A 16,538-nucleotide genomic window follows, 5' to 3' on the forward strand; every position below is an offset into this window, starting at 1 on the left:
ATGGTGGAGGTTAACGGGCTCGAACCGCTGACCCTCTGCTTGTAAGGCAGATGCTCTCCCAACTGAGCTAAACCTCCGCTGCGGATATTATATTATCATCATATTCACTCTAAGTCAACAGAAAATAGAATTTTTTTTGTGGTTTTGTATATAGGTATATTTGATTAAATGACGCTTTTTTAAATTTTTGTTGATTTCTTCAAGTTTTTTTCTATTTTATTTGCTTTTTGTTATAGAAACGATTACAATTTAACTGTACCTAGTAATGGGTACATTTTAAAGGCTCTTGTTTAAGGCCGCTCTCAATGACACATACATTTGCTTTCCTTATTCAAGAGCTTTTATTGTGTCATGAGAGCATTTTTTAATTTGACAAATACTCTAATAAAGACTATATTCATTAAAACAGAGAGGTGATAGTATGCAAAGATTCACGTTTGATGATGAAGATGACTCTATTAAGGATACTAAGAGAGAGAATTCTATTCAGCAGGAAGAAAAAGAACCTGAAGTTAAAAAAGTTGTTAAGACAAAAGTGAAACATAAGAGATCACATTCTTTACCTAAACGTACTAAGACTAAGGTAAAGTATAAAGAGAAATCACATCCTGTCATGACTTTTATTAAGACTTTTGTGTTATTAGTATTACTTGTGATTATATTAGTAGCACTTGCATTTGGTGTACGTTTTTATTTAGATAACCCAGAAACAGTAAAACAGTGGTTCTGGCAAGGTTATCGTTATTTATTTAGATAGAAAAAGAGGTCCTGATTGGACCTCTATTTATTTACCTGAATGATGAAGAAATAAGCCATTGTCTTACCTCTAGGTACATCATAATGTTCTACGAGTGTGAGATAATCTGAATTTAGTCTTAAATTCTTCTCTACAAGAGATATTTCAGTTGTATAGATAAATACATACCCTTCTGGTAAAACGTGTCTGTGGATACGTTTAAAGAAGTTATCGTAAAGATTCTTTAAAGCACGTGTATCTTTCATCTGTGCATAGGTAGGCATATCAGTAAAGATTTCATCAAACATTTCATTATTTACAAAACGATTGGCATCCTTATTTACAAAGTGAATAGCCTGATTAGCTGCAATCGCATTCTTCTTAGCTGCTTCTAAGCCTTCTCCATAAATATCTAATCCCATTGCAAACTTCACTGGTTTAGCCATACATCTTTCAATAAGTGTAACACCACTACCACAGAATGGATCTAATACACGAGAATGCATGCCCATATATGGTTTAGCTACTTCCATAAGTGTTGCTGCTACATAAGGCTGCATTGAATTAGAAATAATTTCACGTCTATAATTAAAGCGCGGGTTTTCTAATGAACTTAACTTTAAGTATACATTCACTGTTCCAGGCTTTAATTCTCTAATAAGTATTTCAATATCATAATCAGATGTTACATTCTGTAAGTGTGAAGGCATTTCTTCAATGAGTTCTTGAACTACATCATTGATAACAGCTGATTTCTTTTCTCTCATTTGATCAACCAAACGATAATAGAAACATCCTTCTGCATCATATAAACGATGTAGTACGTCTACCAAGTTACTTTGCGCAATACGTTTACCAATTAAATGTCCATCCTGAGCAAGTCCTGAACAGCCTGATAATGGGAAAATCATTTCTCTATAATTACGTAAGCCTAGAAGGTCATAAATAGCCTTTGTACGCACTAAAACGCCCTGTCCGACTGGTTTATAACGTAAATGTTTCACCTGTTCAAAGAGTGTATATTGATAATAAGGAAGTGTTGTAAGAATAACATCGACTTCTTTATGCAATAAACGGATTGATTTCTTCTTATGATACGAATAAGAACGAATCATCGGATTTAAGACCTTTAATTGTGCTTTGATATGCTTGCTGTCTACTACTTCTGAGTTCATGAGTTCATTCTGGATTTCCTGTAATTCCTTAATATAAGGCTTACAATCATAATGACTCATACCTTTTAAATAAGCATCTTTTACAAAATCTTTTTCTTCATTCTTATAAGCATCTAAAAGAACAGAAGCCATCATAGAATTTTTAGTATATCCAAGTAGTAATGCCGCATTTTTTCTTACTTTAGGATCTTCATGAGATAAACAATCACATAATTTTTCTACAATAGGGCCATCTAATGTATCGGCAGCTGTCATTGACCCTTTTAATTTTATTAGATTTTGACGCAGATCAATGTCTGCGAGAATATTCTTTACAACATTTTTTTCCATATAAAACACCTCATAATCATATCCATTATATCAAATTTATCCCTTTGTTACTATAAAAAAAGTGCCTTAGAAGACACCTTTTTGTGTGATTATGTAATTAAGTGGTACATCAAGTGAGTGAGGATGAGTATTTTCTACTTCCTGAAAATCAAATGCTAAACCAACCGCCAGGGCATTTGTCTTTTTTAAACAGCGATCATAAAAACCTCGACCATAACCAATGCGATTATGATTTGCATCAAACATAAGTAATGGTACTACAATCACATCTAAATCTTTAACATCCATATGCTCATTAGTAGAAGGTTCCAATATATGAAAAGCACCCTCTTTTAAATCATCCATAGTATATATTCTTTGGAAATCTAATTCATCCCCTACACATTTTGGTACATAGATTTCCTTTTCTAATATATATTTCTCAATTAAATGAAGTGTATCCACTTCATGACGATAAGACATATAAAACCCTATTCTTTTCGCATTCTTAAATGCAGGCATTTCTTCTAAATAAGACGCAATTCTTTTTGAATAAGAAAGAAACGTCTCTTCTTCTAAAGCGAGACGTTTCTTAATCATCTGTTTTCTATCCAATAGCATCTTCTGACATATCAAGCTTAATAAGCTGATTTAATTCAACAGCATATTCCATAGGTAATTCTCTGCTGAATGGTTCAATGAAGCCCATAACAATCATCTCTGTTGCCTGCGCTTTAGTGAGACCTCTGCTCATTAAGTAGAAGAGCTGATCTTCTGATACTTTAGATACAGTGGCTTCATGTTCAATAATAGAATCATTATTGGCCATGATATTTGTAGGTACTGTATCACTTGTAGAAATCTTATCTAGAATTAATGTATCACATTCTACCTTGCTCTTACAGTCATACGCATTCTTGTTATGACGGACAAGTCCTCTATAGTTTGTCTTACCACCATTTCTCGCAATAGATTTAGAAATGATCTGACTTGATGTATGAGGTGCTGCATGAATCATCTTAGCCCCAGAATCAATGATCTGACCTTTATCTCCTACCGCAATAGTAATAACTGTACCCTTGGCTCTTTCTCCTGCAAGAACACAGCAAGGATATTTCATAGTAACAAGTGAACCGATGTTACCATCTACCCATTCCATTGATCCACCTTCCATAACTTTTGCACGCTGTGTAACTAAGTTATAGATATTCTTAGACCAGTTCTGGATTGTTGTATAACGACAATGTGCATTCTTGCCGACAATAATTTCTACAACACCAGCATGAAGTGAATCTTTAGAATATGAAGGTGCTGTACATCCTTCTACATAATGGATATCTGATCCTTCATCTACAATAATTAAGGTTCTTTCAAACTGTGCCATACGTTCAGAGTTGATTCTAAAATATGATTGTAATGGCTTATCTAATTTAGTATGAGGTGGTACATAAATAAATGATCCTCCTGACCAGACAGCCCCATTTAATGCAGAGAACTTGTTATCGTAATATGGAATAACAGTATCAAAATACTTCTTGAAGATTTCTGGATATTGTTTTAATCCAGAATCAATATCTAAGAAGATAACACCCTTCTCTTTGACTTCTTCAAGCATATTATGATAAACAACTTCAGATTCATATTGAGCACTTGCCCCTGCTAAGAACTTCTGTTCTGCTTCAGGAATACCTAAACGATCAAATGTATTCTTAATTGTTTCTGGTACTTCTTCCCATTTATCTGTTTTAGTATCTGATGGACGATTATAGTATGTATAATCATCAAAATCCATCTTAGATAAATCAACACCCCACTTAGGCATTGGCATCTTTAAGAACTGTTTTAATGACTTGATACGGTATTCAGTCATCCATTCGGGTTCTTCTTTAATGGCTGATATTTCTCTAACGATATCTTCATTTAACCCTTTAGGTGTCTTGAAGACAGATACATCCTCATCAGGATGATCTTCTATCACTTCAGCTTGTGGAATATTAAGATTCTCAATAGCCATCTCTATTCCTCGCTTCCTTCTAATAATTTTAAGAATCCAGTCCAGCCTAGAGTCGCACACTTAATACGATTGGCCTGCTTATGCGTATTCTTAAACGCAATCGCTTCTTCAAGAAGTTCTGGATCATATTCTTTTTCATAAATCATATGCATATAGTTATCTACAATATGCATTGCTTCTTCTTTTGTCTTTCCTTTAACTAGTTCAGTCATGATAGAAGTAGATGCCGTACAAATAGCACATGCTTCACCATCAAAACGTACATCTTCCACTACATCACCATTAAACTTAGCCTGGACATCAATATCATCAATACATGTACTTGAATCCATATTGACTTTCTGATATGAATCATCATCTACAAGTCCATGGTTTCTAGGATTCTGATAATGGTCCATAATAATTTCTCTCATGATCATTGGATCATCCAAAGAATGCATCAAGGAAATCATCTCCTTTCTTACATGCTTCAATAAACTGATCAATTTCTTCTTCAGTGTTATAGAAATAGAAAGAGACACGACAAGTTGTTCTTACTTTTAAGAACTCGTCTAGAATCTTTGCACAATGTTCACCAGCTCTTACTGCAATACCATAAGTATTAAATAAGCTGGCTGCATCCTGTGCAAATACATCTTTAATATTAAAAGCAATAGCCCCTTCTGAGTTTGGATTATATACAGTGACATTATCCAACTGAGACATCTTCTCAATCGCATAATGACGTAATTCTAATTCTCTTTGACGGATATTTTCCATACCGATGCTCTGTAAGTATTTAACAGCTGCACCTAAGCCAATCACACCTTCAATATGAGGTGTACCTGCTTCAAATTTATAAGGCGATTCCTTTAGTGTGACAAGTCCACAGCTGTTATAGCGTGAATTAGATCCTCCACCAAAACGTGTAGGCTTTGTTTCTTCTAATAACTCATATTTGCCATAAAGAACACCAACACCTGTAGGGCCACACATCTTATGACCTGAGAAAGCTAAGAAGTCCACATCATCACGTACAACATCTGTGACAATATGCGGTACACTCTGTGCCCCATCTGCCACTACAATAATACCTTTAGAATGCGCATATTCTGTGACTTCCTTGATAGGTACTTCATAACCTAATACATTTGTCACAATCGCAAGTGAAATAATCTTTGTATTCTCTGTTACAGCCTTCTTGACATTTTCTAATGTCATACGACCTTCTTCATCTAGTTCAATATATTTCACAACAGCACCTGTTTCCTCAGCTACATCAAACCAAGGCAATGTATTAGAGGCATGTTCTGCCACATTCAAAAGGATTTCATCACCTGCTTTTAAATGTGTTTTGGCATAACCATTCGCAATTAAGTTAAGTGAATCTGTTGACCCACTTGTAAATACAACTTCCTCTTTTCTTTTAGCATGAATAAAATGCTGAACTACTTCTCTCGCTTCTTCATAAGCGACATCCACCTGATGAGATAAATCATAATCTCCACGATGAGCATTTCCTGAGTAGCTAGATAAATATTCACATACTGCATCAATCACACATTGAGGCTTTAATGTAGTCGCACCATTATCAAAATAAATCAGTGGCTTGCCATGCATTAATGTCTTTCCATCCAACATTGGAAAGTCTTTTCTTGTATCCTTACAATTCACCATAACTAAGCACCTACCTTTGATAACGCCAATTCAAAACGTTCCTTAATCATCTTATTATCTACAACTTCGACTACTGGCATTAAATAACCATAAGTAATCAACTGCATAGCCTGACGTTTAGTCAAACCACGAGACTGTAAATAATAAAGATGTTCTTCATCCATCTTCCCTACACCAGCCGCATGAGAAGCCTGGACATCGTATTCATCAATATATAAGAATGGATTTGCACTTGCATAACATTTTGGATCAAAGACAATGATCTTATTTGTCTGATGTGATGCTGAACCATTCTGTCCATTTGTAATTGTACCAATACCATCAATCACAAGATGTGCTTCATCTTTCGCAACACCATAGTTATCCATGATACCAGTAGTATGTGGTGCATTATGTTTTATATGCACCTTATAATGTTTCTTTTCTTTATCCTTTGATAAAGCTGCCATTCTTAATCTGACATCTGCCCCTTCACCATCTAATTCAAATGTATAAGAGGCTTCAATAGAAGCATCAGATAATTCAGAATAGCCAAGCTGAAGCATACTATCATGAGAAGAATGTCCTTCATCTAGATAAGTATTCTTTCCTGTTCCTTCATTTTCATTAAAGAAATTAACATGTGAATAAGCACCGTTAGTAAATGTACGATTTAATACACCGTTTTCTTCAACATGTCTTGTTTCAATCACTTCTGCATGGACATTGTCTTCAAATGCATAATGTAGTGACATTTCATTCTTTACATCTACCACTACATGAAGCTGAATGGGTTCTCCATACTTGAATGTGATTGTTGTATCATTCACAACAACTTCTTTAGGAAGATTATCTTCTGTTACCTCCCCATCTACAAAATGAATATAGTGTTCAAAACTATACATTGCTTGTCACCTTATGGCCACATACCCCAATAGAAACAACGTCTTCGTCTTCTTTTTGAAGTTCAATGCCTAATTCTTTCTTTACCCATTCATATCCTTCATTGTTGATCTTTTCAATTAGTTCAAAGCCACCTTCTACCACAATATTTCCATCTACTAATACATGTACATGTGTTGGCTTTACTAATTCATATAATCTTTCATAGTGAGAAACCATTACTAGACCAAAGTCTTCATTCTTTTCTCTCATCTCATTGATATTATCAGCGACGATACGTAACGCATCAACATCTAGACCTGAATCAATTTCATCTAATAATGCGAATTTAGGTTCTAGTAATTTCATCTGAAGAATTTCATTACGTTTCTTTTCTCCACCTGAGAACCCTTCATTTAAATAACGATGAGCTAAATTACCATCCATTTCTAAGTCTTCTGTGGCATGGTCCATAGCCTTAATGAACTGATAAAGACTTAATGGTTTTTCTCTTCTCGCATTCATTGCAGAACGGAGGAAATCAGAGTTTGTGACACCTGGAATTTCCTGTGGATACTGCATTCCTAAAAATAATCCTTTACGGCTTCTTTCATCTACACTCATAGAAAGAACATCTTCACCATCTAATGTGATTGTACCCTGAGTTACTTTATATTTAGGATGACCCATGATTGTACCTAATAATGTTGACTTACCATTCCCATTAGGACCCATCAATGCATGTGTTTCTCCTGTATTAGTTGTTAGATTAATTCCCTTCAAAATCTCCTTGTCGCCAATCGCAACATGAAGATCCTTTATACTCAAAACTGACATCTTTTTTTCACCTCGAGAATCATTATAAAAGATTAAACGTTCAACCTCAAATAATATGATAAAGAATTATGTCTTTTTATGTGAAACATGGGTAATTATTTGAAAAAAATCACCTACCATGTATAATATATATGTTACGCAAGGAGGGTACGTATGAAAGCCAAAAAAATAGCGGCGCTATGTTTAGCGAGTGTTTTATTACTAAGTGGCTGTGGTGGTAAAACTGTAGATGGAAAGAGCGTAGTGGCTTCAACTAGTGAAGGTCATGTTTATGCAGATGATGTTTATGATACATTAATTTCTACTAGTTCAGGTAAGTCAGCAGCATTCCAGTATGTTCTTGATCAGTTGATCAATAAACAATATCCTATTACAAGTGATATGAAAGATAATGCAAGTGATATGCTTGATAGTGTTAAGAATTCTTATAAGAGCAAATATGGTGAAAATTCTTATGAAAAACAGTTTAAGAGCGATTTAAAGAGTGCTGGTTATACAAGTGAAAGTGAATATAAGAAGAAGCTTATTTATTCTTTACAGTATGCAGAATTAGTCAAACACTATGTAAAGACACATTATGATACTGTATTTGAAGATTATTATAAGGTTGCCACACCTCGTATGATCTCTATGATTAAGATTTCTGTTTCTGATCCTTCTAGTCCTACTGATTCTGAAAAAGAAAAATTAAAAGAAGTGCAGGAGTTATTAAAGGATGGTAAGAGCTTTGGTGATGTTGCCAAGGATTATTCAGATGATTCTACTACTAAGAGTGCAAAAGGGTCTTTAGGTGTTGTAGATACTACAAGTAACTTAACAAATACTTATGGTAGTACAATTAATGAAGCAGCTTTCTCTTTAACTGAAGGACAGACTTCTGATGTATTAACAGGTACTGATGGTTATTATATCTTAAAGTGTACTTCTACTAGTAAAGAAAAGATTAAGAAGAAATTAAAGAATGTGACTATCCAGTCTCCATTACTTACTTATGATGATTACATCATTTATCTTGCATTCAAGACTTATGATATTGAATATAAAGATGCAAAGATTAAAAAAGCAGTCAATGAAGCTATTAAAGAAGGCTTAAAGTCTAGAGCTGCAGAAAGGAAGTAATGAGAATGGCAGAATACAAACAGATCCATAAAGTAGAAGTTGAAAAGAAACCTTTTAAACTTACTAAGAAAATGATTGCATTACTTGTCATTGCGATTGTCCTTGTTGTAGGAGTGATTACAGCTTATATTGTGACTGCTGATAAAGATGGTTATACAAGTTCTGTAAAGGATGGTTCAACAGAAGTAATCAGTGGTGATGTAAGTGTGACCAAGAAAGGTTTATATGAATACTTATTAGACAACTATGGTGCCAATGAAGTATTAAATGAAGCTTACAATAAGATCACTGCAAAAGAGATTACTGACCAGGATGCAATTGATGCAAAAGTAAAAGAACAAAAAAATCGTTATGCTGAATATTCTGGTTCTTTTGAAACTTATGCAAAGAATCAGGGTTATAGTGATGCAAAGGCTTTTGAGAATGAAGTCGTTGTACCAGAAGCAAAATCTGAACTATTAGAAGAAAAATATCTAGATACAGAGTTCAATGATGTATGTAAGAAATATAATGTTTCTTATTTAAAGATTGTTGAATATAGTAAAGAATCTGATGCATTAAAGGCATTAAAGACAGTGACTAGTGCAGATGCAATGACTGCTTTAATGAATGCAAATAGTTCTAGTTCTACTGATTTAGGTTTTGTATGCAGTAAGAGTTCTACAACTACTGTTGATAAGAAAATCATTAAGGCTTTAAGTAAGTTTACTTCTTTAAAGACTGATGGTGTATATAAGGAAGCAGTTAAATTAAGTACTGGTAAATATGCAGTTGTATATGTATACAACACTGATAAGAGTGCTCAAAAATCAGATATTACTGAAAACTTACAGAACCTAACTGATGTAAAAACAGATATTGAATCTTATTATTTAAAGAAATATAAGTTCACTGTTGAAGATGAAAAGGTTAAGAAACAGATCAAGAAAATTTCTAGTAAATATGTGGACTAAGAGACGTGAGAACGTCTCTTTTGTGTTAGAATAAAGACAGGAGGTTTTATATGATGGATAATTGTATTTTTTGTAAGATTGCAGCTAAGGAAATTCCTGGCAAAGTTGTATATGAAGACGATACTTGTATTGCGTTCTTAGATTTATCACAGACTACTAATGGACATACACTCGTTATTCCTAAGGAACATTATGATAGCTTTTTAGAAGCAGACCCAGAAGTGATGGCACATTGTATGAAAGTGGCTCAGAAGCTTGCAAATAAGATTGTAGAGAATATGCATGCAAAGGGATGTAATATTCTTACTAATGCGAAAGAAGTCGCTGGTCAGACAGTGCATCATTTCCATATTCATATTATTCCAAGATATGAAGAAAATGATCCAATCAAGATTGAATTTACTGATCGTTCAAGTGTTGTAAATCTTGATGATATCTACAACGAAATCATGAAATAGAAAAACAGGGATTTAAAAAAATCCCTGTTTTTTTAGTACACACAATGATATGACATCTCTTTAAGTTACGATGTGATTAACCTCTCACAAAGTAGCGTGAAACAAATTCCATATTAATTTCTTTGATTTCTCTTTTACCTTCTATATAATCTTCATACATTTCGAAAGGATCTCCAGCCCCAAACAAGCCGCATCCACTGCAGTTCTCACATCCTGCAGAATCATTACAATCCAATGCTTCTTGTATAATTCTTTTTCTTTCTTCTCTTGTTGTATCTTTTATTAGTACACTCTTCATATCCATCACCCACTTCTAGTATAGAAATAATACATACAAATAGCAAGCAATATACCTATCTTTTTGGTATGTTATAAACATAAAGAAAAGAGATAGCATTTCTACTATCTCTTTCGTACGAATTATTCAGCAGCATCAAAATCTTTAGCAAGTGCTTCTGCTCTTGCACGACGACGTTTGGCATCTACTAGACACTTATCGAATAATGCTTCTGCATTTTCAGGATTGATCTTAACTAACTGAGAGAATCTGTTTTCACTCATTAAGAAGTCTTTGAACTTAGAATAATCAGGAGCCTTAGAATCAATTGTAAGTGGGTTCTTACCTTCTTCAGTTAAACGTGGGTCGTATCTTAATAAGTTGAAGTAACCACATTCAACAGCCCATTTTTCCTGTCTTGAAGAGTTAATTAATCCACCCTTGATATGATGTTCATTACATGGTGCATAAGCAATAATTAATGATGGTCCATCATAAGATTCAGCTTCCTTCATAGCCTTAATAGCCTGCATTGGGTTAGCACCTAAAGCAATCTGTGCAACATATACATGACCATAAGCCATAGCAATCTGAGCTAAGTCTTTCTTAGCAACCTTCTTACCACTTGCAGTGAACTTTGCAATAGAAGCAGCCTGTGATGATTTAGAAGACTGTCCACCAGTGTTAGAATATACTTCTGTATCAAGAACTAATACATTGACATTCTGATCATTAGCAAGAACGTGGTCTAATCCTCCGTAGCCGATATCATAAGCCCATCCGTCACCACCGATGATCCACTGAGACTTAGTCACTAATTCACCCTTCATATCAAGTAATTCCTTGATACGTTCATTAGCTGAAGCTTCAACTTTTTCTACTAATTCGTTATAAAGAGCCTTTTCTTCTACTCTCTGACCCTTAACAGCTTCATATTTTTCAAGAATTTCTTTTAATTCTGGTTCTACATCATTCTTATTTGCTTCAATGATTTCTAAGATATGTTTAGACATGTAGTTTTCTGCAAGCTTCATACCGAAACCAAATTCAGCATTATCTTCGAATAATGAGTTAGCCCAAGCCATACCATGACCATTCTTATCAGTAGTACATGGAGTAGATGGAGTTGAACCAGTATAGATTGATGAACATCCAGTAGCGTTCGCAATTCTCATATCAGAACCGAATAACTGAGAAGCTAAACGATAATATGGAGTTTCACCACAACCAGCACAGGCACCAGAAGCTTCAAAGTAAGGCTTCATGAATCCAACACCCTTCACTGTAGTTGTAGGATACTTGTCATCTCTATATTCTACATTGTTGTATACATATTCAGATAAAGCAGAATGTTCTAATTCTTCCTTAACTGGAACCATTGTAAGTGCCTTTTCACCACGTTTACCTGGACATACAGTTGCACATAATCCACAACCTACGCAGTTATCAGGAGAAACCTGGATACGGAATGATAATCCTTCAACACCCTTACCAATTGGTTTTAATACATCATTTGTAATATCTTCTGGTGCATTCTTGATTTCTTCTTCAGTCATTAAGAATGGACGGATAGTTGCATGAGGACATACCATAGCACACTGATTACACTGGATACAGTTGTCTTTTTCCCACTTAGGAACCTGAATAGCAATGGCACGTTTTTCTTTAATTGCTACACCATTCTGCATAGTACCATCAAGCTTATCTAAGAATGCTGAAGTTGGAAGGTCATAACCTTCAAGTGCATTGATAGGAGCTACGAAGTTATCAAAGTAATCATCACCAGTTGGTTTTCTTAATGGTAATACAGTTAAGTTAGACCATTCTGGATCTACAGTTACTTCTTCAATTGCATCTTTACCAGCATCGATAGCCTTATAGTTAGCCTGGACGATATTTTCACCCTTGTTGCTGTAAGACTTCTTAGCCATTTCTTTCATCTTAGTAACAGCTTCTTCGATTGGAAGAATCTGTTCATTTAATGCGAAGAATGCTGACTGTAGGATAGTATTTGTACGTCTACCCATACCGATTTCACCAGCAATCTTGTTGGCATTAATAATATAGAACTTAGCATGTTTATCTGCTAACTGTTTCTTTACTCTATTTGGAAGATAATCAGCGATTTCTTCTTTAGTAAATTCAGTATTTAATAAGAAACGTCCACCATCTTTTAAGTTCTTCAACATATCATACTTTAAGTAGTAGTTGTCTAATGAACAAGAGATGAAGTCTGCTCTATTTACATAGTAAGTTGCTCTAATTGGCTTATTACCAAATCTTAAGTTAGAACGAGTAGCTCCACCAGCCTTCTTAGAGTCATATGCGAAATAAGCCTGGCAGTATAAATCAGTATTATCACCAATAATCTTAATAGAAGACTTATTTGCAGATACAGTACCATCAGAACCTAAACCGTAGAATAAGCACTGAGTAACACCGGAATTGATATGGAATCCATGAACATCAGGTAATGATAAATGAGTTACGTCATCCTTAATACCAATTGTGAATCCTGTAAATGGATTATCTGAATTTAAGTGATCATAAACAGCCTTGATATGCTGAGGTGTAGTATCCTTAGAACCCATACCATAACGACCACCAATAACTAATGTATCAGCATCTCTAACGACTGAACATACATCAAGGTATAATGGTTCACCAGTAGCACCCATTTCCTTAGTACGATCAAGTACAGCAATCTTCTTAGCAGTTGCTGGTAAAACAGCCTTTAAGTATTTTGGAGAGAAAGGTCTATAAAGATGTACTTTAATAACACCAACTTTTTCTCCTTCTTTAGCCATTTCATCAATAGTATCTTTAATAGTTTCAGTTACTGAACCCATTGCGATAATAACTCTATCTGCTTCTGGATCACCATAGTATGTAAATGGAGCATATTCTCTACCAGTAATTTCAGAAATCTTCTTCATGTAATCTGCAGCAATTTCTACAACTGCATCATAATGCTTATTCTGAGCTTCTCTGCTCTGGAAATAGATATCATCATTATCTGCACCACCACGTTCTACTGGATTAGTATGTGGGTTAAGTGCGTTTGCTTTAAATTTCTTAATTGCATCATGATCTACTAATGAAGCTAAAGTTTCATAATCAAGAACTTCAACTTTCTGAATTTCATGAGATGTTCTGAAACCATCAAAGAAATGGATAAATGGTACACCTGCTTTAATTGCAGTTAAGTGTGCAACACCCGCTAAATCCATAACTTCCTGTACAGAATGTGAACAAAGCATAGGGATACCTGTTTGACGGCAGGCATAAACATCCTGATGATCCCCAAAGATATTTAATGAACTAGTTGCAAGAGCTCTTGCAGCTACATGGAAAACACCTGGAAGCATTTCACCCTGAATCTTATAAAGGTTAGGAATCATTAATAATAGACCCTGAGATGCAGTAAATGTAGTAGCTAAAGCACCACCCTGTAAAGCACCGTGTACAGCACCAGCAGCACCTGCTTCTGACTGCATTTCAACTACGTTTACAGCAGAGCCAAAAATATTTTTTCTTCCCTGTGAAGCCCATTCTTCAGCATGTTCGGCCATTGGTGAAGAAGGGGTAATTGGATAGATACTTGCTACTTCAGAAAATGCATATGCAACATGAGCAGCAGCAGTATTACCATCCATAGATAAATACTTCTTAGACATAATCTTTCAATCCTCCTTATCTACCATTATACGCTGATATGCAATAAAATACTATAATTAATTATTATCGTGTATTTTGTTTCTAACACATATATATTTCTATACTTCATAAGATGTATATCTAGTTTAGCCCAAAAAATAGTTGAATACTTTAATGTGTTCATTGCCATGTTCTATACCCGTCAGATCTAATGAGCGATACATCAATGCTTTAAATGCATATACAGGTAGGATAGAATCCGATAAACAATCACATGACAATCATCTCTTGTCATATGATTCCCCTTTTTTTCAAAGACAATAATTGAAATCAATCTGTTAATTCACTATATTTGCACTTTTTGCATTTTAGAAACGCATCTTCCATTTTATCCTCAGCTATTTCGTCCAATTCCTTAATGGCGCTTTTCTTTGCTAATTTAGATATTCCCATAAGAGATTCATAACACCACTCGCAATCAATGATTCGATTAAACACAGGACAATATCTATCTTCTTCAAAATCAACATTATCTATTTTTCCCATCGTTTAAGCACCTCCAATATAGCCATATAATTTTCACCGCAGTCAGTATACCTCATACCTGTTTTACATATCCATTCATTGTCTCTCAGCATAACAACAGAAGCCCTTTTTTCAGAAATAAACAATTTCCCTTTCCCGTTCCATTGATTGAATATCACTAATACATAGTCTATGTATTCTTGTAGTTCATCAGAAGTAATGTTTCTTTCTAGCATTCTATCAAATATTTGGAATTCTGATAATGATAGAGGTACATTTTCATTTCCTAAAATTGACATATTCTTTATATCGCTTCTTATCACTAGAATATTTCTTGGCTAACTTCACAGCCATATTAATTGCTTCAGCACCATAGGTGTATTGGAGAATCGTTTACACCTAGGATTGGAAGTGGTATCTGTTTGGTGGAGTCGCTTATACAAACATTTCTTTATACTTCATCGGTTTTCTATCTCAATGATTGTACTCACTGCTGTAATCATTGCTTTCATAGAATCCCACAATAAATAGGCTAACCTTTTTAGCATAATTAATTATCATCCTGTATTTTTACTATTAATAACTATTAAATCTTTCTATCAAATGCATTTGATGTTAAAATGGGGATGAAATATACAAAAGGAGCATAAAATGAATACGAAAAATTGTTTTATTGGTCAGTCTGGTGGGCCTACGGTTGCCATCAACGCCTCTCTTGCAGGTGTTATTACTCAATGCCAGGAAGAAGGATTTACTCATATTTATGGTATGGTTAATGGTATCCAGGGACTATTAGAAGATCACTTCATGGATCTAGGTACAACATTTAATTCTGAGGAAAAAATTGATGCATTAAAGCATTCCCCAGCAATGTATTTAGGAAGCTGTCGTTATAAGCTGCCTACAGTAAGTGATGATAAAGACACTTACGACTTGTTATTTAAAAAATTTAATGATTTAGAAATCACTGATTTCTTCTATATTGGTGGAAATGATTCTATGGACACTGTGGCTAAACTTGCAGCTTATGGTGAAACAATCAATTCCCCTATTCACTTCATTGGGATTCCAAAGACTATCGATAATGATTTGATGGGTACAGATCACACTCCAGGCTTTGGTTCAGCTGCAAAGTATGTTGCAAGCTCTATGTTAGAAATTGCTTATGATTCTTCTATCTATAAGCTAGATGCGATTACTATTGTAGAAATCATGGGACGTAATGCAGGTTGGTTAACTGCTGCGAGTGCACTTGCAAGAACTGAAAGTAATGATGCCCCTGATCTCATTTATTTACCGGAAGTCGTATTTGATAAAGAACGTTTCTTAAAGGATATTGAAGAAAAGTTCAAAGAAAAGTCTTCTATCATGATTGCAGTAAGTGAAGGTATTCATGATGAAAACGGAAACTTCTTAGACAGTGGTGATTCACAGCAGTATGATGCATTTGGTCATCCAATCCATTTTGGTACTGGTAAGGTATTAGAAAATATCTGTAAAGAACATTTTGGATGCAAAGTAAGAAGTATCGAATTAAATGTACTACAAAGATGTGCAATGCATATTGCCTCTAAAGTAGATATTGATGAGTCTTTCTTTATTGGTAAAAAGGCTGTAGAAACAGCACTTGCTGATCATACAAATGTTATGATGGGGGTTAAGAGAACTAGCAATGATCCATATACTGCAGAATGTATCTATAGTAATGTACAAGATATTGCGAACCTAGAACAGAAAGTTCCAGCAGAATGGATTACTAAAGAAGGTAATGATATCACTCAAGAACTTTATGATTACTTATATCCATTAATTCAGGGGGAAATTGCTATTACTTATAAGAATGGTATTCCTTCATATATCGATATTGCCCATTTAAAAGAAAATGAACCTTTAATTTTTAAGGGGGGTCAATAAAAAACTCGCTTTAAATATTTGGGGGTTTCCACTTGTAAAGGGCAGTC

Annotated in this window: 16 protein-coding genes and 1 tRNA gene; 5 read left to right on the plus strand and 12 right to left on the minus strand. The window is 34.5% G+C overall.

What is annotated here, in order from left to right; genetic code table 11:
* Nucleotide 1: 1 nt before the first annotated feature.
* Nucleotides 2–77: transfer RNA gene (locus ABUA27_RS08305), tRNA-Val, on the minus strand.
* Nucleotides 78–421: 344 nt separating this feature from the next.
* On the opposite strand from ABUA27_RS08305, the gene ABUA27_RS08310 reads away from it, so the two are divergent.
* Nucleotides 422–757 carry a hypothetical protein gene (locus ABUA27_RS08310; RefSeq protein ID WP_117458379.1) on the plus strand — a complete coding sequence of 112 codons (336 nt, stop codon included), beginning with the start codon at nt 422–424 and terminating at the stop codon, nt 755–757.
* A 23-nt stretch (nt 758–780) separates the two neighbouring features.
* On the opposite strand, the gene ABUA27_RS08315 is transcribed toward ABUA27_RS08310, so the two are convergent.
* The 7 genes from ABUA27_RS08315 to sufC form a co-directional block, all read right to left on the minus strand.
* Nucleotides 781–2,241, minus strand: a complete 1,461-nt coding sequence (locus ABUA27_RS08315; protein WP_288952309.1) for a hypothetical protein — start codon at nt 2,239–2,241, stop codon at nt 781–783.
* A 66-nt stretch (nt 2,242–2,307) separates the two neighbouring features.
* A complete protein-coding gene (locus ABUA27_RS08320) occupies nt 2,308–2,820 on the minus strand; it encodes a 5-formyltetrahydrofolate cyclo-ligase (RefSeq protein WP_349820548.1) in 513 nt (170 codons plus the stop codon).
* A 7-nt stretch (nt 2,821–2,827) separates the two neighbouring features.
* On the minus strand, nt 2,828–4,234 hold the full coding sequence (sufB, locus tag ABUA27_RS08325) for a Fe-S cluster assembly protein SufB (RefSeq protein ID WP_006506421.1): 1,407 nt from the start codon (nt 4,232–4,234) through the stop codon (nt 2,828–2,830).
* Between the two features lie 2 nt (nt 4,235–4,236).
* On the minus strand, nt 4,237–4,674 hold the full coding sequence (sufU, locus tag ABUA27_RS08330; RefSeq protein ID WP_129981727.1) for a Fe-S cluster assembly sulfur transfer protein SufU: 438 nt from the start codon (nt 4,672–4,674) through the stop codon (nt 4,237–4,239).
* The gene (locus ABUA27_RS08335; protein WP_287846260.1) at nt 4,658–5,890 is read right to left on the minus strand and encodes an aminotransferase class V-fold PLP-dependent enzyme; all 1,233 of its coding nucleotides are present in this window, start codon (nt 5,888–5,890) and stop codon (nt 4,658–4,660) included. Before ABUA27_RS08335 ends, sufU begins: the two co-directional genes overlap by 17 nt.
* A 2-nt stretch (nt 5,891–5,892) precedes the next feature.
* Entirely contained in the window at nt 5,893–6,774 is an 882-nt protein-coding gene (locus ABUA27_RS08340; RefSeq protein ID WP_287968907.1) for a SufB/SufD family protein, read from the minus strand.
* Nucleotides 6,767–7,588, minus strand: a complete 822-nt coding sequence (gene sufC, locus ABUA27_RS08345; protein ID WP_129981720.1) for a Fe-S cluster assembly ATPase SufC — start codon at nt 7,586–7,588, stop codon at nt 6,767–6,769. Before sufC ends, ABUA27_RS08340 begins: the two co-directional genes overlap by 8 nt.
* A 153-nt stretch (nt 7,589–7,741) precedes the next feature.
* Here sufC and ABUA27_RS08350 point away from each other — a divergent pair, with 153 nt between their 5' ends.
* From ABUA27_RS08350 to ABUA27_RS08360, 3 genes are read left to right on the plus strand one after another with little or no spacing between them, the layout of a single operon-like run.
* A complete protein-coding gene (locus tag ABUA27_RS08350) occupies nt 7,742–8,707 on the plus strand; it encodes a peptidylprolyl isomerase (RefSeq protein WP_287846264.1) in 966 nt (321 codons plus the stop codon).
* Nucleotides 8,708–8,712: 5 nt separating this feature from the next.
* The gene (locus ABUA27_RS08355) at nt 8,713–9,660 is read left to right on the plus strand and encodes a hypothetical protein (protein WP_287846266.1); all 948 of its coding nucleotides are present in this window, start codon (nt 8,713–8,715) and stop codon (nt 9,658–9,660) included.
* A 53-nt stretch (nt 9,661–9,713) separates the two neighbouring features.
* Nucleotides 9,714–10,118 (plus strand): HIT family protein, encoded by a 405-nt coding sequence (locus ABUA27_RS08360; protein WP_129981728.1) that lies wholly within the window; start codon nt 9,714–9,716, stop codon nt 10,116–10,118.
* Between the two features lie 76 nt (nt 10,119–10,194).
* Here the strand turns inward: ABUA27_RS08360 and ABUA27_RS08365 are convergent, their stop codons facing one another.
* From ABUA27_RS08365 to ABUA27_RS08380, 4 genes are all read right to left on the minus strand, one after another.
* Entirely contained in the window at nt 10,195–10,416 is a 222-nt protein-coding gene (locus tag ABUA27_RS08365) for a hypothetical protein (RefSeq protein WP_117458370.1), read from the minus strand.
* 122 nt (nt 10,417–10,538) lie between these two features.
* Nucleotides 10,539–14,072: a pyruvate:ferredoxin (flavodoxin) oxidoreductase gene (nifJ, locus tag ABUA27_RS08370; RefSeq protein WP_349820549.1), complete on the minus strand. Its 3,534-nt coding sequence runs from the start codon at nt 14,070–14,072 to the stop codon at nt 10,539–10,541.
* Between the two features lie 310 nt (nt 14,073–14,382).
* Nucleotides 14,383–14,598 carry a hypothetical protein gene (locus tag ABUA27_RS08375; protein ID WP_129981724.1) on the minus strand — a complete coding sequence of 72 codons (216 nt, stop codon included), beginning with the start codon at nt 14,596–14,598 and terminating at the stop codon, nt 14,383–14,385.
* Complete coding sequence (locus ABUA27_RS08380; protein WP_129981725.1) at nt 14,586–14,876, minus strand: hypothetical protein; 291 nt, start codon at nt 14,874–14,876, stop codon at nt 14,586–14,588. The genes ABUA27_RS08375 and ABUA27_RS08380 overlap by 13 nt, the downstream gene beginning before the upstream one ends.
* A gap of 352 nt (nt 14,877–15,228) precedes the next feature.
* Between ABUA27_RS08380 and ABUA27_RS08385 the strand changes: the two genes are divergently transcribed.
* Nucleotides 15,229–16,491, plus strand: coding sequence for a 6-phosphofructokinase (locus tag ABUA27_RS08385; RefSeq protein WP_349820550.1), 1,263 nt, complete (start codon nt 15,229–15,231; stop codon nt 16,489–16,491).
* Nucleotides 16,492–16,538 lie beyond the last annotated feature (47 nt).

Origin of the sequence: Catenibacterium sp. RTP21428st1_D7_RTP21428_210409, assembly GCF_040227455.1 — a bacterium.
GTDB lineage: Bacteria > Bacillota_I > Bacilli_A > Erysipelotrichales > Coprobacillaceae > Catenibacterium > Catenibacterium mitsuoka_A.